The sequence below is a fragment of the Clostridium sartagoforme genome (genome assembly GCF_039521405.1).
GTDB lineage: Bacteria > Bacillota > Clostridia > Clostridiales > Clostridiaceae > Clostridium > Clostridium sartagoforme.
On the sequence record NZ_BAAACH010000012.1, the window covers coordinates 1 to 22,223 of the forward strand.

General features: G+C 32.9%; 19 protein-coding genes. All 19 read right to left on the reverse strand.

Features of this window, described 5'->3' with window-relative positions; genetic code table 11:
* Positions 1–525 precede the first annotated feature (525 nt).
* Positions 526–3,012, reverse strand: coding sequence for a GmrSD restriction endonuclease domain-containing protein (locus ABDZ60_RS05700; protein ID WP_343776816.1), 2,487 nt, complete (start codon positions 3,010–3,012; stop codon positions 526–528).
* A complete protein-coding gene (locus ABDZ60_RS05705; protein WP_343776818.1) occupies positions 3,005–5,614 on the reverse strand; it encodes a DUF262 domain-containing protein in 2,610 nt (869 codons plus the stop codon). The genes ABDZ60_RS05700 and ABDZ60_RS05705 overlap by 8 nt, the downstream gene beginning before the upstream one ends.
* Positions 5,615–5,895: 281 nt before the next feature.
* Positions 5,896–7,227, reverse strand: coding sequence for a recombinase family protein (locus tag ABDZ60_RS05710; protein WP_343776981.1), 1,332 nt, complete (start codon positions 7,225–7,227; stop codon positions 5,896–5,898).
* On the reverse strand, positions 7,172–8,461 hold the full coding sequence (locus ABDZ60_RS05715; RefSeq protein ID WP_343776820.1) for a recombinase family protein: 1,290 nt from the start codon (positions 8,459–8,461) through the stop codon (positions 7,172–7,174). The genes ABDZ60_RS05710 and ABDZ60_RS05715 overlap by 56 nt, the downstream gene beginning before the upstream one ends.
* A 108-nt stretch (positions 8,462–8,569) precedes the next feature.
* The gene (locus ABDZ60_RS05720) at positions 8,570–9,253 is read right to left on the reverse strand and encodes an N-acetylmuramoyl-L-alanine amidase (RefSeq protein WP_343776822.1); all 684 of its coding nucleotides are present in this window, start codon (positions 9,251–9,253) and stop codon (positions 8,570–8,572) included.
* Positions 9,246–9,656 (reverse strand): phage holin family protein, encoded by a 411-nt coding sequence (locus tag ABDZ60_RS05725; RefSeq protein WP_343776824.1) that lies wholly within the window; start codon positions 9,654–9,656, stop codon positions 9,246–9,248. Before ABDZ60_RS05725 ends, ABDZ60_RS05720 begins: the two co-directional genes overlap by 8 nt.
* 26 nt (positions 9,657–9,682) lie before the next feature.
* Positions 9,683–11,113 carry a hypothetical protein gene (locus ABDZ60_RS05730; protein ID WP_343776826.1) on the reverse strand — a complete coding sequence of 477 codons (1,431 nt, stop codon included), beginning with the start codon at positions 11,111–11,113 and terminating at the stop codon, positions 9,683–9,685.
* 3 nt (positions 11,114–11,116) lie between these two features.
* Entirely contained in the window at positions 11,117–12,727 is a 1,611-nt protein-coding gene (locus ABDZ60_RS05735) for a galactose-binding domain-containing protein (protein WP_343776828.1), read from the reverse strand.
* Position 12,728: 1 nt separating this feature from the next.
* Positions 12,729–14,627: a phage tail spike protein gene (locus ABDZ60_RS05740; RefSeq protein WP_343776830.1), complete on the reverse strand. Its 1,899-nt coding sequence runs from the start codon at positions 14,625–14,627 to the stop codon at positions 12,729–12,731.
* A gap of 1 nt (position 14,628) precedes the next feature.
* The gene (locus tag ABDZ60_RS05745) at positions 14,629–15,330 is read right to left on the reverse strand and encodes a distal tail protein Dit (RefSeq protein WP_343776832.1); all 702 of its coding nucleotides are present in this window, start codon (positions 15,328–15,330) and stop codon (positions 14,629–14,631) included.
* A 1-nt stretch (position 15,331) separates the two neighbouring features.
* Positions 15,332–17,965 (reverse strand): phage tail tape measure protein, encoded by a 2,634-nt coding sequence (locus ABDZ60_RS05750; protein ID WP_343776834.1) that lies wholly within the window; start codon positions 17,963–17,965, stop codon positions 15,332–15,334.
* Positions 17,966–18,171: 206 nt separating this feature from the next.
* Positions 18,172–18,495: a tail assembly chaperone gene (locus ABDZ60_RS05755; protein ID WP_343776836.1), complete on the reverse strand. Its 324-nt coding sequence runs from the start codon at positions 18,493–18,495 to the stop codon at positions 18,172–18,174.
* Positions 18,496–18,643: 148 nt separating this feature from the next.
* Positions 18,644–18,919: a hypothetical protein gene (locus ABDZ60_RS05760; protein WP_343776838.1), complete on the reverse strand. Its 276-nt coding sequence runs from the start codon at positions 18,917–18,919 to the stop codon at positions 18,644–18,646.
* 186 nt (positions 18,920–19,105) lie between these two features.
* Positions 19,106–19,678 (reverse strand): major tail protein, encoded by a 573-nt coding sequence (locus ABDZ60_RS05765; protein WP_343776840.1) that lies wholly within the window; start codon positions 19,676–19,678, stop codon positions 19,106–19,108.
* Complete coding sequence (locus tag ABDZ60_RS05770; RefSeq protein ID WP_343776842.1) at positions 19,671–20,015, reverse strand: hypothetical protein; 345 nt, start codon at positions 20,013–20,015, stop codon at positions 19,671–19,673. The genes ABDZ60_RS05765 and ABDZ60_RS05770 overlap by 8 nt, the downstream gene beginning before the upstream one ends.
* Positions 20,012–20,404 (reverse strand): HK97-gp10 family putative phage morphogenesis protein, encoded by a 393-nt coding sequence (locus ABDZ60_RS05775; protein WP_343776844.1) that lies wholly within the window; start codon positions 20,402–20,404, stop codon positions 20,012–20,014. The genes ABDZ60_RS05770 and ABDZ60_RS05775 overlap by 4 nt, the downstream gene beginning before the upstream one ends.
* Positions 20,397–20,723 (reverse strand): phage head closure protein, encoded by a 327-nt coding sequence (locus ABDZ60_RS05780; protein ID WP_343776846.1) that lies wholly within the window; start codon positions 20,721–20,723, stop codon positions 20,397–20,399. Before ABDZ60_RS05780 ends, ABDZ60_RS05775 begins: the two co-directional genes overlap by 8 nt.
* Positions 20,724–20,727: 4 nt before the next feature.
* The gene (locus ABDZ60_RS05785; RefSeq protein WP_343776848.1) at positions 20,728–21,003 is read right to left on the reverse strand and encodes a head-tail connector protein; all 276 of its coding nucleotides are present in this window, start codon (positions 21,001–21,003) and stop codon (positions 20,728–20,730) included.
* Positions 21,004–21,026: 23 nt separating this feature from the next.
* Positions 21,027–22,223 carry a phage major capsid protein gene (locus ABDZ60_RS05790; protein ID WP_343776850.1) on the reverse strand — a complete coding sequence of 399 codons (1,197 nt, stop codon included), beginning with the start codon at positions 22,221–22,223 and terminating at the stop codon, positions 21,027–21,029.

Genomic DNA, 22,223 nt, shown 5'->3' on the forward strand with positions numbered 1-22,223 from the left:
TGCGAGCTCCTTTTAACTATATAGTAATTTATTTATTTTTAAAATACGCTATTTTCTGAACCGCTTACAGTTCTGCGTAATAGTTAGACCCCCTAAACAAAAGTTCCCTCAAACCGCAGTTTGAGGGAACATAAAACACACTTCAATATTTACTTAAAAACCTGTAAGGCCGTTTATATCAGCCTATTTCTTCTCTATCAGCACCACTGTCTCAACATGTGTTTTGGCAGAAAAATGATACTAATACGCAGAAATATTGATTTTGCGTAAAGATGTACCCCCTAAAGTGTAGGGGGTGAACAACATATAATCTTCATACAGTTACGCAGAATAATAGTTATTTTTAATTAACTTATTTCGCAATACCTTACTTCTTTGAATTAAATACAAATAATTACATTCTGCAACAAATTTCAGTTATGCTCTAGCAAGAATGAGAGTAGTTTATGGTAAAAAACCTCTAATTTAATCCATCTTTAAGATTGATAATTTAAAGGTAGTAGAAGCGAAAGTGATTCTATACAATTATAATATAGTAATACTATTTATTGGTATAACATCACATTGAATCTTCTCTTCTTTCTTAACCCATGTGCTACCTCTGTCATATTTTACCCAATCATTCTTCTTATAATTCTTGATTTCAAGATAATCAACAAGTTTATACTTTTTTATTTCATCGACAAGTCTATTATAGTTATTATTAAGTGTATTCAATGCACCATTCATATCATACTGAAATACTTTAAATAAATTAGGCGTATTAGGCTGGTATTCATAAACAATATACTTATGGTCTTGTCCATAAGTGTACACACAACTTTCGCTATTAAAGTTCTCAAATCTCCCAGTTATTTTCACAGGCGATTCAAGTCTTAAGACGTAAGCTCTATCACCAATATAGAAAGGTGGCAAACCTGGTACTTCATAACTTTTGTTAGCTTCAAACCTATATTCATCTTTAGCTCTCATTTGAAACTCAACAATACCCCAATTAGCTTTCTTTTCAAGTCCAAGCACATAAAGCATATATTTTTTCTTTCCAACACCAGATACTGATATATATACAGACGAATCAGAGTTATTCCAATGTAACACTTGGTTTAAGAGCTGCTTATAGTTATATTTTATACAATATTTAATCCAACAAGCATCATACCTATTATCTTCTATCAATATTTTTTTCAGTCCATCAATATTTGCTTTGTTTTTATATGCCTTTTTAATTATTTCAAGGGCAGGAAGTTGAACCAAATTATTATCACTACTATCATTCCAAAAATAGTACTCATCTTTCCAAATATGTGATTCTCCACATTTTTGATTGATTTCTTCAGCTCCTAATAGTTCTGGTTGATTACCTTGAGTATTAAGATTATTAGCAATAGCATAATATCTTCTCCATTCAAGGTCATTATCTGAATTCATAAACCACTCATCAGCAAATTTTAAGTATTCAGTTAGTTCATTATAATTTCCTTGGCCATCCCAATATCCTGAAATGTAAAGTAAATACTGTATTTTTTTGTTATACGTTCTTGACTCATATGAACTAAAATAGTATTTTGTCTCTATATTATTTTCTTCTATAATCATAATTTTAATTTTTTGTTCTTTTAAACGAACTTTAATATCATCAAGAACATCTTTTCCATCAAATACTTTAAAAATATCAACAATTTCATGTTTTATAAAATATTCAAAAACATCGGTCTCATCACTAACCATTTTTACAAAAGATTCGATTGTAGATAAATATAAGTTCCAGTTCATATAGTTCAAATTGTTAAGAAGATATAAAAATAATTTTATAGTTTCTAATGTTGGTAAATCATTATGCTTGCATTTATAATAGTAAGCATATAGTATTTCTGCTACTGTATTTCTATTATCAGATGCAATAAACCCATCTCCATCGACTTTAAAAATGTCATTTAGACCGTAAATGTCTTCCTCATACCTTTCATAGTCTTCATCATCAACGTATTTCTTCGTATAATAGTCAAGAGTAACCTGTACAAGATTAAAATAGAACTTAAAGAAAATACTATTTTCATCATTCTGATTTTGACTATACTCATACATAGAACTAATATATTCTACTTCATTCTTTTTAATACTATTATTATCTTTTAGCTGACAACATAAGTTATACAAATTCTTAAAACAATTCATACTTCGTTTGTTAATTGACTTTGTCTTTTCCGTGAGAGATCCTCCATCAGCTGTTTTATGTAAAGCATTAATATGAGATTCATCATAACTTTTAATCAGTTCAGTTGGACTATCTATTCCCTCATCAATACTGTCAATCATAGCTTTTAGATTTTCAAAAGGTTCCAATGTTTTACCTCTTGCATTCATTCGTATATAGCTTTGAGCCGCTTTATTCTCTGCATCATCGGCATTTTCTAATATTAAAGAAAATGTAATACATGAACTATCGTTTATTAACTTGTTATAATAAAATTCTGCATTATTTTTCAAGCTTTCTATTTGTGAAAAATCGTTAAGCATAGTTAAAGCCGCATCCACAGTAGGATCATTACTCCATTCGATTTGATACCACGGTTGATTTTCAATTTCTATACGTATATCCTTATTATCTTTAACTATAGTGAGTAATTCATCTGTTGTTTCCTTTAATAAATCAAAAAATTCAGAAGCAGAATTTCTTGTCATATAACTGAATCTTTTTAACCTTTTAAAATCATTAACTTTATTGCCACATACAGCAAGGAACCAATGTAATAAATATAGTGTTGTTAAACGCTGTTGTCCATCAACTGGGAAAAAAACTATATTATCTTTGCTTACATTACCATAAACAAAGTTAAAATCAATTGCTTTATTTGATGATTCCAGGCAAGAAACAATATCTCTAATAATATTTTTTCTTACTTCGTTTGCTTTATCATTATTTCTTCCTTGCGCATAATCACGTTGAATTATTGGTATACGGACTTCATAATTTTCCAATAGCCTATATAATGAATATTTATTATCACTCATTATCATTTTCCTCCGTTTCACCAAAGAATTTCTTAAGTGTAGTAATCATATTTTTAATATACTTAAATCTACTATCAGGTAACCAGAATTTAGAAGTGTTAATACCCATATTATACAAATCAGAAAATACAAATATTGTACCTAAAGGAACAAATTCTCCACACTTAAAACACTCATTCACAATCTTTTTCTTTTCACCATATGGTTTATTTCCAACAGCCTGATTTTGTCCACCACGGCCACCAGTTAAAAGTGTCATATTCCCCATTGAATTATCTTTTAGTAACTTTGTAAAATCCTCTTCAAAAAAACAGTTAATATTATTTTCAAGCGTTTTCTTACATAATAATAATGAACCAACTAGTATTTCCCATTCATTAATGTTATTAAAACTTTTTATACTATCAATTCCTTCACCTGAAACAATATTTTTTATTTTGCTAGTGTATGAATTTTGTATTTGTGATAATAAAGCTTCAATATTTGTTTTATTTTCTACTTGATTTTGTGTTGTAAACCAATTTTCAGTATTAATACTTCCCTTTATATCTTCGTATATGCTTTGGGATATACTATACTCCCAATTCAAGCCTTGTATCTCTATTTTGCTAATGGCGTCTTTATTCATAACATCTTTAATAGACTCTTGGATTTTTTCAGAATATAACGATACATCAATGTACTCTTTAGTTGCATATTTTAATCCTATGCTTTCTAAAAGTTTATATATAAGATTATTCCTTATATCCTTATTATCATCCGATAATATTCCATCTATTGTATCGATGCATTCATAATATTCAAGCAGTATTTTCGAATCTCTTCTAGCTTTTAAAGCACGTGCGTATAACTCTTGATAACCATTTCTGTCATATCCAATATTACCATTAATAAACTCCTGAACATACTCATCATTATTTATGTCTAACACTTCATCCTGATCATTAATCTTCACTCTAAGACTGCTATTACTAATATTATAAACAAAGTTAACATAATCTAAATACTCATTAGTAGAAAGAATCTTTAAAGCTGCTTTTCGCTCATCAATGCGGTTTAGCCCAATACTTTCAGTTTTGTTTTCATCAGTATTGCTCGCAAATATATGTTCTCGTTGCCATTTGTTCTGGGCATTTGCAAGAAAATTAAATCGCTCTCCAATGCCACCAGAATTGTTTAATATAGCAATATTATATGTTAACAAAAGTCGCACAATATTAGAAGCGTCCCCGTCATTATATCGAATTGTTTTTATGTGTTTTTCAATACCTGTATCTATTTTTAAAACCTTTTTTATACTCATTAATAATTCTTTTTCTCGAATGTTTCTTGGCTTTTGAAGTATTTGACTTAAGACATAATAAATTTTGAGATATTCTTCCTCACTATCAATGTATGTATCAACACAACCATTTTTATTTCTAAGATTAATATAAAGCCCAGCTAAATTATAAATTTTATTCTTATTATTGCTTCTTCCGTCAGTAAGATATAACTCCTTTAATCCTAAGAATACTTTACGTATTTTCGCCCAGCAATTATCCATAACTTCGTTTTTTCTAGTGTTATTCTTCGATAATTCTTCTTTTATCCAATTATCAATTTCATTAAATAAATATTTATCAGAACTATGTTGCTTTTTATATTGAATATAATCATCAATTGATTTATTATTTTTAAATATCCAATTTTCCATTATAAAAAAGTCAAAAATTATATCTATACGAGTACTATATAAACTATCATTCACTTCATATTGTCCACGGTGGGGAACAAAAGCCCAAAAATCAGGTGAATGCAATTCGTTTTCTATTTCATCCCATTTCTCTGATATAACAATTTGCTTATCCTGAATATTAATAGAATCATAGTTTGAAGGATTCATAAACAAAGCTTTTATAAGTTCTGCATTAGTTAACTCAATTTTTCCTGTATTAAAATTTGCAAAAATCTTCTGCGGATTATCACCAACTACTTCATACCAAATAAATCTAGTATTCCAACAAAGAATGTTATCCAAATATTCTTTATAAGCTTCTTTAACTTTCTGGTTTTCAATACCTTTAAGGGCCTCTAAGAAGAATTCTATTGCTACGTTATATGCTTGGATCATATATTCAAAATCAATGTTATTTTCTTTAACATCATTTACAGTATTATCATATAGTTTTTTTAGAAATACTGCACTATTACTTCTAGATTCATAACTCAAATCTACTGGTTTAATCTCACTATTTTTTGAATCATCAACATTCTTTAAGGCCGCTCTAATAATAGCTATTGATGTTAGCCTTTGCTGACCATCAATAACATCAAAAGATTCTTCTTTTTCATTCCTCATTACAACTAATGGTTGAATGCAATAAGGCTCAATAGGTTGATTAATATCTGATTCATTAAATATTTTAGCTATAAGATTCCCATTTGCATGAGAATAATTATTATACTTGTTAATTTCAGTTTGTGACACTATTCTGTTCTCAAACATATCTTTTAGTAACTGTGAAACATTTTTCTTTTCCCAACGATAACCTCGCTGATATTTTGGAATCCTATATGTTTTTTCCACAACCTCTCCAACTGCTACATATCCATTCCCCAACTTTTTTATACCTCCAAATTCTTATATATAAATTACCCTCTAAACATATTACAAGGAACTATTCATCTTTGACATATTTATTTTTAATTAACTGTCCATTACCCAAAAGTCACAACCACGAATGAAAATGCAAGACAAGCATTTTATAATTAATAATACACCAAAACATCTTTTATTTCCATAATTTTGAGATAATTTTCGTTCTTAAATGGATTATTTCGTCAAAAAAACAAAAATCCGGTCAAGATGAAATTTTCACCTCAGCCGGTATATTTTCTGCTCTATTCAATTACAACTTCTATCTCCGTTCCATCAAGCAAGGTTACAATGATTTTCTCCCCTTCAAACACAGTCATCTTCTCTATTATCCTAAAAAACAAATCCATATCAAATTCTTCTATTGCTTCTGCATTTTCTATAATTCTAATAAACTGCTTTGCCTTATATCTTTGAAGCAAGTTATCACTTTTTAAATGCTCCTTCCACTTTTCCATAAAATAATTCTTATTTTCAATCATTGCATTAAAGGTATTTATAAAAGCTTGGTATAAAACTCTATCATCTATATGCTTATTCTCACAACTCTTCTCACCTTTAACTATATACTTCTTATTACATCTCCAAATAATTCTTCTAAGCTTTTCATTGTTAGAGTTCCATACCTTTCTTCCAAAGGTACTGCCACAGTGTCCACAAATAACTCTTCCAGCAAAAGGATTATCAACTGTAGCATAATCTAATTTGCTAATGTTATATTTTTCAGCAAAGGCTCTTCTTCTATCCATTTCAAGCTGTACTGCCTCCCACATTTCTTTATTTATTATGGCAGGATGGCTTTCTTCTACATAGTATTGAGGAACCTCACCATTATTCTCTACCCTTTTCTTTGTAAGGAAATCCACCGTGTATGTCTTTTGAAGCAGGGCGTCTCCTTTATATTTTTCATTACTGAGCATTTTTCTTATGCTGCTTTCGTACCACTTTGATTTACCATTCCAATTAGGAACTCCTTCAACTTCAAGTTCCCTTGCAATCCTATTTGGGCCTTTTCCATCAAGGTAATCTGTGTAAATTCTTCTTACTATTTTTGCTTGTTTTTCATTTATAATAAGGTTACCTTCCTCGTCTTTATCATAACCTAAAAATTTATTATGGTTTACTACCACTTTTCCTTGTTCAAATTTTCTTCTTATTCCCCATGTTGAATTTTCACTTATCGAACGACTCTCATCTTGAGCCAAGCTTGCAAGAATGGAGATTAGGACTTCTCCTTTGCCATCTAGAGTATTTATATTTTCCTTTTCAAATATAACCCCAACTCCTAAATCCTTCAGCTGCCTTACAAAATTCAAACAGTCTAGAGTGTTCCTAGCAAACCTTGATATAGATTTAGTAATTATCATATCTATCTTTCCAGCCTTGCAATCCTCAATCATTTTATTAAACTGTTCACGCTTTTTAGTATTAGTTCCTGAAATACCCTCATCAGCATAAATCCCTGCACATTCATAGTCTGGGTGATTCTCTATAAAAGCTGTGTAATATGCAACCTGTGCTTCATAGCTTGATAACTGTTCTAATTGGTCTGTTGATACTCTGCAGTAGGCTGCCATCTTCTTTTTCTGTGGTTCTAGGTTCTGTGCTAAATTGGTTCTGTTTGCCCTTGCTGGTATAACTGTAATGTTTCTTGCCATCCCTCAATTCCTCCCTCACAATAATTTCTTCCTTTATATTAAGCCTGCTTAAAACTTCATCTTCTATTACCGTTCCTTGGCAGGCATCTTTTCCATTTTTAATATAATTACTACATTGCCACACTATCTTTTTGCAATTTAATTTGCTGTTCCAAGTTCTTCTCCTTAAGCTAAAGCCACATTTACTGCAGTAAAGCATTCCTGTTAGCGGATATCTCTTTGTGTACTTATCTGTATATCCTGCAACATTACCTTTGGCTTCTGCTCTTCTTTTAATTTCTTCTTGAACTTGTTCCCACATCTCTCTTGAAATTATCGGAGAATGGTTATCTTCAATATAATAACTATCAATAACTCCTTTATTCCTTACTGAACCTTTTTTCAAATGGTCTGGTGTGTAATATTTCTGAAGTATGGCATCTCCCTTGTACTTCTCATTCTTTAAAATTCCTAGGATTGTTGTATCATGCCAACTTGTTCCTCCAATTGTAGGCACACCATCTGCATTAAGTTCTTTTGCAATGGCAAATCCACCCTTACCACTTAGGTACTCATTAAAAATTCTTTTTACCACCTCAGCCTCTTTAGGATTTATAACTAAATCTCCATACTCATCCTTGTCATATCCTAAAAACCTTGTGGTATTAATTATTAGTTCCCCTTGTTCAAACTTTTTTCTTGCTCTCCATTTAAGATTATCACTCACATTTTTACTTTCTTCCTGTGCAAAAGAAGAGAGGACGGTGAGCATTAACTCACCGTCCCCTGACAAAGTATTTATATTTTCTTTTTCAAACCTAACTTCTACACCTATATCTTTCAGTTCCCTTACTATCTGTAGCATTATTGCTGTGTTCCTTGCAAATCTTGAGATTGACTTTGTTATTATCAAATCTATATTTTTATTTCTACAAAGTTCTAACATCCTTTGAAACTCTGGTCTGTTTTCAGTAGTTCCTGTGACACCTCTATCTGCAAATACTCCTACATACTCATAGTCTGGATTATTTGATATGATATTTTCATAGTATTGTATTTGATTTTCTAGAGATTCTCCTTGCTTGTCATTATCAGTGGATACTCTAGCATAAGCACAAACTTTTTTCTTTACCTTTTGAACCTTTTGTATTGGCTCAATAATCCTTACACGCATTGATTTTACTCCTTTCTATCAAATTGTTACTACTATATATCACTCTGAAGGTGATAGAAGTCAAGCTATATAGAAGTGAAAGCCGCTACCCTAATTTTAGAGTAACGACTACTTATTAAATATCATAATTGTTGCATCAAAGCCTGCTGCCTTTAGCTTCTGAACTTGATTTTCAGCATTTTCTCTGACTTGATAAGAACCTGCCATTACTCTATAAAGAGTTTGTCCACTTACTGATTGTGTTGGTGCAGAAAGTTCAATATAATCAACCCCTACTTGTGCTAAAATTGCTTTTGCTAATGCCTTTATTATTTCATTTCTTTTTGCATCAAATAGATTATTGTCTCCTGTATTATCGATAAAGCCCATCTCAACAAGCACTGCTGGAGCCTTGGTTTCTCTTAGCACATGATAGTTAGCTTCCTTAACTCCTCTATTTACAAAGCCTAAAGCTACAAGCGAAGCTTGTATACTTTCAGCTAAACCTTTTGACTTTGATCCTGGATTTAAATAGGTGTAAGTTTCAACGCCTCTAGCCTTTTCTGGTTCATAAGCATTTCTATGAAAGGATATGAAATAGTCATATGTGTTTCTATTTTCAAAATTACTTCTTTCTCCAAGGCTTACTGTATCATCTGAAGTTCTTGTTTCATCAACAGTAATCCCATGTCTTCTAACCTCTGCTGCTACAGCTCTTCCTAAACTTAATACTTCATTGGATTCCTTTCTACCGTTATAGCAAGCACCTCCATCTTCTCCGCCATGTCCATAATCAAAACATAATCTAGCCATTACTCTTCTCCTCCTTATTTAACTGTTCTAAAATATCCTTTAATTTCTGTGGTATTGGTAAACCTATCTTTGCTGCATTTTCTATAATGCTTATACCTTCATTGGAAACGTAGAAAAAAATAACAGCAGTACGAATTGCACTACCGTTTTTAAGAAGATAAACATCTATTATATTTCCTATGCCTACAAATACAAAAATCAATACCTTTTTAAATATCCCTCTAAACCCTACCTCACTTGATAGCTTTCTTTCCAGTACCGCTACCATTAAGCCTGTTACATAATCAATGATAACAAAGGTAATCAGTGCATACATGAAGCCATCAACTCCTCCCAAGAACCACCCTAAGTATCCTCCTAAGGCGGTAAATATCAATTGCAAAACATTTAATATATTCTTCATCACTTTCTCCTCCTGAATTTATTATCTTAATGTGGTGGCATATCCAAAGGATACACATAATCCACAGTTAAATCATATTGTATTTTCATTGTATTGGTTGGAGTTTTAGTAACAGGCTCTGGAAGGAGTGTATGTGCTCCCGCTGGAACAACCCAACTGAAACCTATATACCCATAGCTACTTGTCCAATATCTGCATACAAGATTTAAATCAAAATCCCATCTACAAAAGTCACTACCACTACTCCATTGACCAGCATTATTTCCGCTATGGCTATTGCTATAAATACTTAAATCAGTTTTATTAAAAACTATATGAATACCATTTGCTACAACCATTAGTTTATTGTTAGGAATTTCAAACACCGTAGCATTGTATCCGCTTGAACTATGAATGGTAATGTTTTTAACAAAAGTTCCATCCTTGTTGTATACAGCCATTACAGTTTTACATATTGACTGATTAGAATTATAAGTATAAAAGGTATATAATACATTGCTTTCTGTAACGCATATATCCCAATAATATCTTGAAGTTGTCATTGTTACTCCATCAACAGTATCCATTGCTGCACTTCTACCATAGGTTTGCACCACTTGTAAATTCTTATCTAGCTTTTTAAATGTTCCATCTGTATGCAGAATCCAAAAACTTTGAGTGTATTTATCGTAACAAATACTCCTTGCATTGGCTGGCAGTGCTTTATCAGCTTGAGCCACCCAAGTTCTCTTATCCCAACAATAAACTTTGGTAGAATCAACTTGTAGCGCATAGAAATAAGTTTCATCTGTTGCAACGCTGTGAGTTCCTAAACTAGCACTAGAATTACCTGACTTAAGCCATTTTTTATCATAAAGCCAATTATACTGTGGATATCCATAACTACCGCTTTCCATGCTCCCAAAACCTGTTAAATAAATACTTTTAAATGTTCCATTCCCTGCACTTGTAGGAAAATCCACTACCCAATGCCTAGTTACTGAATTTAATATTGTTCCACTACCGTTAGCATATGTAGCAGGTCTAGTTGATTCATTGGCATTTCTGTTACCTCTTCTTGTGTTGGAGCCAGCATAGTTCTGCCATAAATCACAATATCCTATTACGTTTCCCCACATCCAATAATCATAAGGATCTTCTGGAATATCTCCGTCAGTTAATGCTAATACATTGCATGGGCCATAACCTTGGCTATTGTAACACCTGTAAATATCATTGTTCACAGTGTTATCTAGTATTTTATAGAAGTACCCATCTAAGTAAGCTGCATTTGCAAATACTGCTGATATCCTATTTTCACTTTTAGCTTCATAGGTCTTCTCACCTGTTATTGCATCAAATAGCTCTACAGTAAATACACCTTTTGTTGGTACTGCAATAGGCTTATTTTTCACTACCTCAAACTTCCTACCTGTTATGAAATCTTTACTGTAAGCCACACTTTCCCTAAACTTCACCGATTACACCCCCTGTGTTTTATAATCTAACTTTATCTGTCTTACTATAACTGGACTGTTTAAATTGACTTGCTCTATATACCATGCAAATCTTATTTTCTTATTACTTAACCCTAGACTTGTCCATTGAGCTTCGGTTATTGCTTCAAGAGTTGCTTTAGTCATCCCCCTGTCTTTTACATCCTGCATATTATTTATATCTAAAGAAACCCAAGTGTTGTTATACCAAGCTTTCCATGTAACTCCTCCATTTTCACTTAGTGCAAACTTTAAAACACTTGCTCCACTGCAAGTTACTTGAAGAGTTGCTTTTACTATTCCTATAATATAGGCTTCATCAAAGAATTCATCATTTGCCATTTTTATAAGCTTAGGATAAGGTACACCTGTCTGATATATCTTTGGAGGTGGATTTGTATCATACATGGTAGCAAAATCACACCACATGAGTAATGTAGGAGTTGGATTAACAATCCCCACCCTTGTTGGATGCGGCTTATCATTTCCAAAATCTCTAAACATTTGTGGGGTTGAAGGTGCATCACCAATCTTTGCAAATTGAACCGTCTTCAATACTGCTGTAATACTACTTAAAGTCAGAGTCTTTCCACTACTTGATTCTTGATAAGTTCCACTAGAAGTACTATCAAATACTATAAACCAATTGATGCCATCTTCTGAAACTTGAGTTTTTGTTCCATAATAAGTTCTGCTGTCACTGTAATAATGCCATATTTTTATTGTGCTTAATTGATAACCTTGTTGTAAATCTATCTCTACATAAGCTGGTTGTGTCATTGAAATCCCAACATATAAACTTGTATCTGTGCTATTATCAGTAACCCTTGATAGTGGTCTTGAGCTATCTTCAATAGGACCATTTGAAGATACTGGTTTGTTCTGAGCTACGTTTGCACCTAAGCTAGTTATAGCTTGTATTTCTACCCAGTGGTTGCCTGTATTTGCTGTACTTCCATTAACCCAGTCCCTTATATATCTAATATTTAATTCACTAGCAAGTTTTGAAAAAACAGTAGTTTCAGTATAATTTTTAATCTCCTCTCCATCCTGAACTAAATACTTGGTTATAGCAGGCATACACTGCCCTTCTGAAATAGCATAATAAGTTCCTCTATTTGAAGGATCAGCTGGTGTTAAAGCGTAGCTTTTTCCTGTTTGACAACCATAACTTATTGTCCCATTACCTTTTGAATCAAAGTTACTTGTTCCTCCACCATCATTTCTTACTATAATTAAGGTCATCCCACCATCAGGAAAACATATTAGTTCCCAAATTAAATTGTTTGAACCCCAGGAACTATAATAAGTATTTCCTTCAAATCTAAGCCTAAAGCAAGTTTGTCCATACATTGTTTCAGTGCTGTAATAAAGAGCATTGTAGCTTGCATCTCTATTATTTATATTTAAATGCTGTGTACCGCTACCAAACCCAACCCAACTATTACCGCTTGTATAAATGGTAGTTACATCTTCTCCTCCATATTTCATTGTCATGCCCATAGCAATATTTACCGTAGTATCATCATTAGTAGTCCCAAGCCTAGTCATTCCTGTATTTCCTAAGGCTGAAAGCTGTGTGCTTATTGCTGGCATATTACTTCACCTCCAAGGTTTCTATATAAGACCACTTTGCTGCATCTGCCATTGGTGCTGCGAAGACAACTCCATCAGTGATTGTGTCTGCAAGCTTTGTAAATTCAACTGCAGGAACTGTACTTAAAAAATACATTCCATTACTGTCTATTGCTAAGTCAGATGCATTATATAAATATTGGTTACTCAAAACAGGAATCACATCCCATATAACCCCATACTTTATTTGACTTATAAAATAGGAAGTTATCTGATTCTTATTTGCCGTAATTGTATTTATAGCAACTCCTTGGTTGCTGCTTAATGCAGGATTGTTTGGATTTGTATTTCCTGCTTGGTTAATTGGTTGATCTATAATGATATTTCTAAATGTATTTCCGCCTAACAAATTGAAATACATACTGTGCATAGCAACAAAGGCTTGAGAATCTTTAACTTCTGCGTGTGGCGGTTCTGCATTAAGTCCACCTTGAAGATTTCTACCATCAATCATAAGCTGTAAATTCCATATCGGTATTGTTAAAGTTCCAGCATCAACACTAAGAAATACACCTATATAATGCGCTCCTGCTGCTACCTGTGGAATTCCAAGTGGTATTCCTATGGTGTTATCCCCTTGCTGCAGTTTTGTTTTTGGTGTAAAAGTTATATCCGTATTATCAAGTTGTATTTTTATTGTTAGAGTACAAGCTTGACTTGCTACACCATAAATAGATAAAAGCACTGTAAGATTGGTGTTGGCTATTGCGGTAACCCCTAAATATATAGGTTGCTGCACTGATGTATTAATAGTTAAAACCTGTGGACTTGCATAATAAAGCATAGAACTTAAAGCTTGTGCTACTTGGTTTCCTAAATCATCTTTTACGGTTTTCAGTAAAGAGGCTGGGTCCATTGTATTAGTTAAATCCTTTAGTGGCTGTCCAAGTTCAACTTTAGTATTTAAGCCAGTTAATATATCATTCTTTGTTTTAATGACCTTTACTTTAACATCTACATTAAATTCACTATGCCTTACAGTAACAATATCTCCAACCTTTACAGTTTCTAATTGCTTAAAGTTTTCATATTCCTTTGTCCTACTAAGTTCAATGAAATCTACTTGAATATTAACCGTACTTAATCCTATTACATTGGCTAAATCAGTAGCCATCTTTCTTAAAGTTACTTCATCACCAGCATCATTAATTTCTACTTTCTTTATAATTGGAAATGGTGGATAGCTGCTACTATCCCAATTGGGAACACTAATATATTTCTCTTTAATCTTAACTCCACCAGCACCTTTAGGATAAAGCTTTGTTACTACTTCCGTTGTATCAACAGTAACCTTCAACCCTTGAATATTCTTTCCATACTTTATTAATACCCCAGTGTCATTTCCCATTTGCTTTAGAATTTTAACTGTGTAGTTATCTCTTAAAAGTTCTCCTTGTCCCCATCTCTCTATCATTTTGAAAAATGCTTCAACTGGACTTATTTCTACCATATATAGTGTATTAGCAACTATTATGTCACTATCTACTGTATATATGGTAGATAAATCATTTACTAAAGCCTTCTGCATTGCAGTTTTTACTGGTGCATTCTCTGCTCTTACATCTTCTATAAAATAATAGGCCATGTCATAAAAGATATGGTTTGCATAAACCTTAATTCTTTTATCACTGGCCTGTACTTTTTCCACTTTGTATATTCTAAATAATTGTTCATTGACTTTTATTATATTGAACTCTTGTAAATACTGAACCTTTTTAGAATTAGCAGGATACTCCAATTCCAAGGCATACTGCCCATTTAACTCTTCTGTTATTTCTAATAGAGTACTTTCATGTAAAGCAGCTAAACCGTTATTATCAAACTGACCTTTTAAAGTCCTTCTATCATATACACAAATCAAATTATAACCACCTCCAATTTGGAGTGATTTCCACCTTCGAAACATTACCACTCCAAGAGATGCTGTTATCTCCAACAGATAAAACAGGAAATTCTCCTGTAACCTTACTATTTAGATTTTCTCCATTTTGATTATATGCATTTTGCTGAAGACTATCTAAAATAATATGATCTGTTAATCCTTTGAATTTTACAGTTTGAGCTTGAATATTCAGAGTAATATCTCCGTTCCCTACAACCTTAATTATAGGCTCAGAGTATATTGTACCTGGATTGGTTAACTTCCCTGATGTAATAAAATTTATGCTACTGTTATTTACTGCATATTTAAAGGGTTGGCAGTTAAAAACAATAACAAACTTAGAAAAATATTTATAAGCTTGAGTAAAATCAATTGCATTAACTACTTGTGCCACATATTTTCTATCTGTTTGAAAGTCAAAAATCAAGTTGCTTTCTCCTGTGCCTATAAGCCAACCCTTTACATCATCAATTTTATTAGGAAGACTTCCTTCCTTCAAAGAACATTCAACTGTTATTGTAATATCCTCATAGGTATTTTCATCAAATCTCAAACTTGAATTTCTACCTGGCACTACTACATTAGATATTCTTCTTTTGGGAGAAGGAATGGAAGGTCTCTTAGTTATTAAAATTCCATAGTCTGTAAAGCTGTTTTTACCGCCAAAATTAAAACTAAGCATCCTAAGCACCTCCTCTTCCCATTGATACTCTCTGCCTATAAAATTCAAGTTCATAAGCAAGCTGTTCTATATCTTTCTCTGTATTATTAATGAAATTTTCTATATGAAGTGTTAGTCCACTGCCATTTCCTCCTTTTGCTTTTTCAATTGCCTTTGCCATAAGATCATCTAATCTATCAATAGGAAGTACCGCTTCAGTTCCAGCTTCACCAACACCAATGACACTTGGCCTGTTAAAGATCCCTCCCTTTGCATACCAATTAACATCTAAATGTGGAACTTTAGGAGGAGACAAACTAAATTCTCCTTCTAAACTAAAGTGAGGAAGTTTAATATGAGGTAGACTTATATTTAATCCACTAAAGAATCCTTTTATTCTATCTATCTCCTCCTTCACAAAATTCACTGCTGCATTAATTGGTGTCATTATTGCAGATTTAATATTATTCCATACATTTGTTGTAACTCCTAAAATACTGCTCCATACATTAGATACAGTATTTTTAATGCCATTTACTGTATTTGTAAATAGGCTTGATACTCCCCTCCACATATTTGAAAAGAAACTTGAAATAGAGTTCCAAACAGATGTAGTGGTATTCTTTATTCCATTCCATACTGCATTTAAAGCTGACTGTATGGTGTTCCAAACGGCAGTTGTCACTGATTTTATAGTGTTCCAAGCCGTAGTCAAAGTAGATACTATGGAATTTATTATTGGTGTAATAAAATTAACTATTGAGTTCCACACTGTATTTATTATTGAAGAAACTGCATTAAACACTGTTGTTGTAACAGATCTTATAGTATTCCAAGCACCAGTTAAAACATTGACTATTCCCTGTATTATTGGGTTCAGTAATGCTACAATGCCATTCCAAACCGTACTTATCACACCAGATACAGCATTCCACACAGTGGTTGTTACAACTTGAATAAGCTGCCAAGCAACACTTATCACAGCTGTAACTATATTTATATAGGTTTGAACAATAGATGAAATAATAGTCCAAGCACTGATGAAAATAGCTTTTATTACTTCCCATAAGAAAGCAAATCCCGTCTTTACACCTTCCCAGATAGTTTTAATAACATTTGCTATACCCTCAACTATTGGAAGAACCACAGCTTTTATTGATTCCCATGTAGAAACTATAGCTGTTTTTATTGCTGATACCGAATTACTAATACTTGTTTTAAGCCATTCCCATATGCCGCTTATTGAAGCTTTTATAGTATCCCAGTTCTTATAAAGAAGTACACCTACTGCAATAAGTCCAGCTATAACAGCTATTGCAATTCCAATTGGACCAGTTATTGCTGCAAATACTGCACCTAGTGCCGCTGACGCACCTCCTGCTGCTGCAATTGCTCCTGAAACTGCACTTATAATAGAAGATAATGTTCCTATGATTGTGATAACTTTTCCTACTATTAAAATAACAGGACCAATTGCTGCTACAACCAAGCCTATTTTCACAATGTTTTCTTGCTGTTCCTTAGATAGCCCTTGAAATTTATCCATCAATGGTTTTATCACTGCCATAAGTTTCTCAAGTATAGGAATCAAAATTTGGCCAAATTGAATACCAATCTGTTCTGCCTGTTCTTTCATTATTCTGATCTTATTAGTTGGACTGTCCATAGTTCTTCCAAGGTCACCTTGAGCATTCTTGGTTGCTTCCATGATTGCCCCATACCTTGCTTGAACCTTTTGAGCCTCAGTTAATTCTGCACCTTGTTTTGCTATCCCATTGGCATAAGCATAAGTTTTTATTGTTGTATCATTAACCAATATTCCTAATGCTTTTAGAGGTTCTGCCTCCCCTGAAATACCTGACTTTAGTTTTTCAAAAGCCTCCTCAGGTTTTAGGTTATAAAAAGATGCCATGTCATAAGAAAGCTGAGTTAACCCTTCAGACATTTTTAAAGATTCCTGACCTGTAAGCCCCATACTTGTAAGCATTGAGTTATATGTAGCTACATTTTTTCTTACATTATAGGCATTTAATCCAAGAGCCTTTGAGGTTTCTTCTGACCACTTTCTTGCATCTCCTGCCATTGAACCCATAGCCACTTCAAACAAATTTTCTGATTCAACTGCATCCATAGCCATTTTCGTAGCTGCAGTTCCGACTCCTAAAAGAGGTAAAGTAACAGCGGCAGAAAGTTTTGTTCCAACTGAGGACATTTTCTCTCCTACAGCTTTCATCTTTTCTCCTGCTTTATCCATTCCTTCAGAAAGCTTATACCATGCTGAACTCTTAGTGTTTAATTCAGTAGTAGTTTCCTTCAGTTCTCTTTGCATATTATTGAGTTCTGCTATTGCATAGTTTAGCTTTATCTTTAAATTTTCTGTTGCCTTTGCATCAGCACCTTTTTTCTCAACACTTTCCTGAAAGCTTTTATTTAAAGCTGCAACTTTATCCTTTTGAAGTTCTATTTGTTTGTTTAAGGTATCTGCTTTAAGTCTTAATCCATCGGTAGATTTACCAAAGTCCCCTAGTCTTGAACTAGCTGCTGCAAATTCACTTTGTACTAACTTTAAACCTCTTTGGATTTTTGCTACACCTTCTTGAAAGCCTCTATCATCAAGACCTACTCTTGCTACAACTGTACTTGCATCTGCTGCCATCACATCACCTCCTTAGAAAATAACATTGTCTATATAATCAAGCTCCTCTTCTTCATCAATTCCATTTACTCTTTTGTATACATTGAAAAGTGCTTGTAACTTCTTAGGTGTACTTTTCCAAAACTGCTCCTCAGTCATTTTTAAAAGGTTTGTTCCTAAATAAAAAAGCCACTCCCAATCCCATCCTTCGGAATCAGTGTGGCTTTCTATTCCCCCATATTTTCAGTTGCTTCTGGCATTGCTATTATCAATGCTTCATTAATAGCTGTTCCTAATCTCTCCATATCATTTAAAGTAAGCATTTTTCCTACTTCTTTAAGAGTAACACTTTCATCTTCAGATTTAATTGCTGAGTAAATCAGTGCTCTTATTGCTTTAATCTTTCTGTTCTGTAAATCCTCAAAGGCTTTATTAATATCACCATAGACCTCTTCTAACTCACAGAAGGTGTTCATATCAAATTTAAGTTCATATTCCTTATCACTAAGTTTAAACTTTATTCCTTTATTTTTTAGTTCTGATGCTTTCAAATTTATCAACTCCTATCTGAATTTGGGGCAAGAAAAAAGACTTACCATATTGTAAGTCTTAAAATTAAAACTGTTTTATAAATTGATATTTGTCGAGCACAATAAAACCTTTTTATTCTTCCTGCTTCATTTGTTCCATTCGATAAATTTATTTAGATGCATATATACTTTCATTTCCATTCGAATCAATTCTTATTAGTCGTACACCTATGAAATCCGGATTATCTCTGTAATCATTAAACACGTCCCACGCATTATCGAAACCTGAAACATCTCTTGAACCAGAACCGTAATGCTCAATTTTCCCACCATTTTTGATCATTTCTTTTACTGATGTTGTTTGATCATCCCATTCAACTCTATATCTGTAGGAGTCTTCTTCTGGAGTTGCTGATGATTCTAAAAATCTCATTCCTCTTCCCATTTGCATTTCACCTCATCATCATATTTGTTTCTACCTTGTTCTTAAATTCAAATTTATCTGTTACTTTATGGCACTTTTTATAGCGTAATTCCATTATAACTCGACCAATTATCTTAGTATAGAGTTTTCCTACATATTTCTTCCATATTTCTAATGTATGCATTTATTTTTAGTAGACAATCCTTTCTACGGTGCCACTGTAGGCTCTACTGGCACAGCAGTAAACCACCCACTAATAATTGTTGCATCTACACCTTGAGCATCCTCATCACAGATAAATCTGTAGTTACCATCAAACTCCCTTGAGAAAAATTTTCCCTTTAGCTTTGCACTCTGAGCCTTTGGTTTTTCTGCCTCTGTATCATATTCATCTGTGGCAAGTTCAAACTTACCTTTCAAGAGCCACACAAATCTATATTTACCACTATTCTTCTTTGACTTAAAACCTAAAGCTATAGTTGGTGGTATGTCATCCTTATTTTCTATTAGTACACCCTTCACCACTTTTGAACCCTGCAGCTTTGCTCTGCTCGTAAGTGATAATTGATTTACTTCAATTTCAACATCTACACCTTCAAAGGCAGTTATTATATCCTCCACTGCATCATCAGAATAAATATTATCTGAATTTGATTTTGGTGAAAGCTTTGCACTTATTGCTCTTTCTAGCTTCATTGGTGGATCATAAGTTGTTGCAGTTGCATCATCTGTTTTTAATATAGCAATATGAATATCTTTTAATCCTATTTGTCTAGCCATTTATACCACTCTCCATTTCTTCTAAATAATAAAATTTAAGACCTTTATGATAGATTTTTGTATCTTCTTCATAAAGGTCTATTTCATTTAATCTTTTAAATCCTGTTTTAAGCAAAAGCTCTTTTATATTTTTAACTACATCTGTGTAATCAACTTTTGACCAAACATCTACTTGAACATAATGTGCTGTTAAGCTTTCCTCATCATCCTCATATTCTTCACCTGTAGCTAAATACTCATGAAAAGTAATATAGGTTTCAGCTTTGCCACTATACTTTTGAAAAGCAACTGGAATCTTGAGTGGATTTAGAGCATCTATAATTATTTTATTTATCATTCCTCAAGTCCCCTTTGCAATTCTTCCTTAATGGTTTGATTTATTTCTCTTTTATTCTCAAGTAAAGAATTCTCAGCCCAATGCTGTGCAGGTATTTTACTTGTACCCCATTCTGTAAATTTACTATAGAAGAACTCTGAATTATCACCTTTATTAGGTCCAATCTTAACAAAGTCCACACCGTTTTCCTTTTTTATTTCTGATACCTTTATATTATCTGCCATATGTTTTTTAGTTTCTGCAGACCTTGGTGCTTTTCTCTCCATGCTAGTCTTTACAAGTTCTCCTGCTTTATCTAGTGCCTTCTTTTTAATAACTTCTCCCTTTGCTCCAAGCTTATTAACCTTATCAATAAGTTCAGCCATACCTTCAAGTTCAATACTAGCCACTGTTATCCACCTCCAATGCTTTTATTTCAAGATGCTTATTAGCATATTTCATATTATCAATGGAAGTTATGTTGTACTGCTTATCCTTAAATAAAATTCTCATTGATGTATCTACACTTTCAAAATGCCTTATTAGGAATTTTACAGTTTTCTCTGCTTGGATTGCTGCAGCTTGATAATATTCTCTACCAGATAAATTCGAAACTGCTGCCCATACTGTTTTATAATCCTGCCAAGCTTCAATCTCAAAGCCATTTTCATTTAATGCTGAAGTTAACCTTTGAAAAGTAATTCTATGCCTTAAATCTCCTATAGACATAACATCACCAACTTTCCCTTCGATAAGAAAATAAAAGCCTTGTCATTGTTTCAAGAACCTCTTTAGTCTCAAAGTTCTCTCTATTTTCATACATATTGGATACAGCATATAAAACTGCCTGCTTTACTGTTTCTGGCACTGTAGTGAATTCTGATATAGGATATCTTAATATTCCTTCACATATTTCTTCTGCCGTAATTATAAAACTAGTGATGAGTGTATTTTCCTCATCACCATCAACTCTTAAATATAATTTAACTTCTTCCAATGAAAGAACCATACACTCACCTCCAATGCTTTATACTAAACTTTCATTTGTAACACTTTAATAGCTTCAGGAAGGATTAGCTTTCCATCAACCCTTTGTGTTGCTTTAAAGCCAACTTGTCCTGTTGCTGCATAAAGTTCATTTAATCTTTGGAATGATCTGCCTTGTCTATCAGCTACCCAATAGTAACTAAAATCTCCAAAGGCAATAGTCTTAGCAGCTGATCCTAATGTTGGTACATAAGCAGACGTTTTTACTGGTCTATTTAAAATAGTATCAGGTTGTCCTGCTGTAACAGATGGCTGCCATATATACTGACCATTTCCATCTTTAAGCTTTCTAATAGCTTTAACTGTAGCATCATTCATAGTAAATATAGCATTCTTTCTATATGGTGATTTTAGAGAATAGAATAAATCCATAATCTCATCAATGGTTATAGCTGTTGCACTTGCCGCTGTAATCCCAAGTGATGCCCCACCAGTGGCATTAAATATTCCTGTAGGCTTTCCAGTGCCGTCACCTATGAAGAAAGCCTCTTCCTCCCTTGCACCAATTCTTCTAGCAAACTCTTTAGCAATATAACTCTCTAAATTAAAAACACTATCATTAAGAAGTTCCTCAGAAACCTTAATCATAGTGGCTAATTTGTATGCTCCTATAGATACTTGTCCAAATGAATCATCTGATTCTGGTATAACTCCTTCTTCATCAACCCAAGATGCTGTACCTTTAGTTGCAACCACAGGTATTTTCCTATCTCCTGAAGATGTAGTAATTATATTTGCAAGCTGTCTAAATATATTTTGTTCTTCTAAGCTTTCAATTAATATCTTTTCAAACTCATCTGGTGCAAGGTATCCACCCTCGCTATCAGTTCCTACTTGTAGAGCGTTATGAACATCAAAACCATTCTTATTTCTCATATTCTTCCAAAATGCATTATTATACTCATTTGATGCTCTACCTGTTTTTTCTCCACCAAGGTTAGCATTAGGATTGTTCCTAATTGCACTAGAAGTTGCCTTTGAAAGTTCCAAATCTAGTGCTGCTTGTCTTTCTAATCTGTCTATTTCTTTTCCTAAGTTTACAACATCAGCTTCCATCTTTTCATAAGTAGATGTATCCTCCGCTGATAATAATCCATTGTCATTTCTCTTACTATCTAGGAAAGCCTTTGTACTGTCCCATAGTTTTGCCCTTTTTTCTCTAAGTTCTAATATTTTATTCAT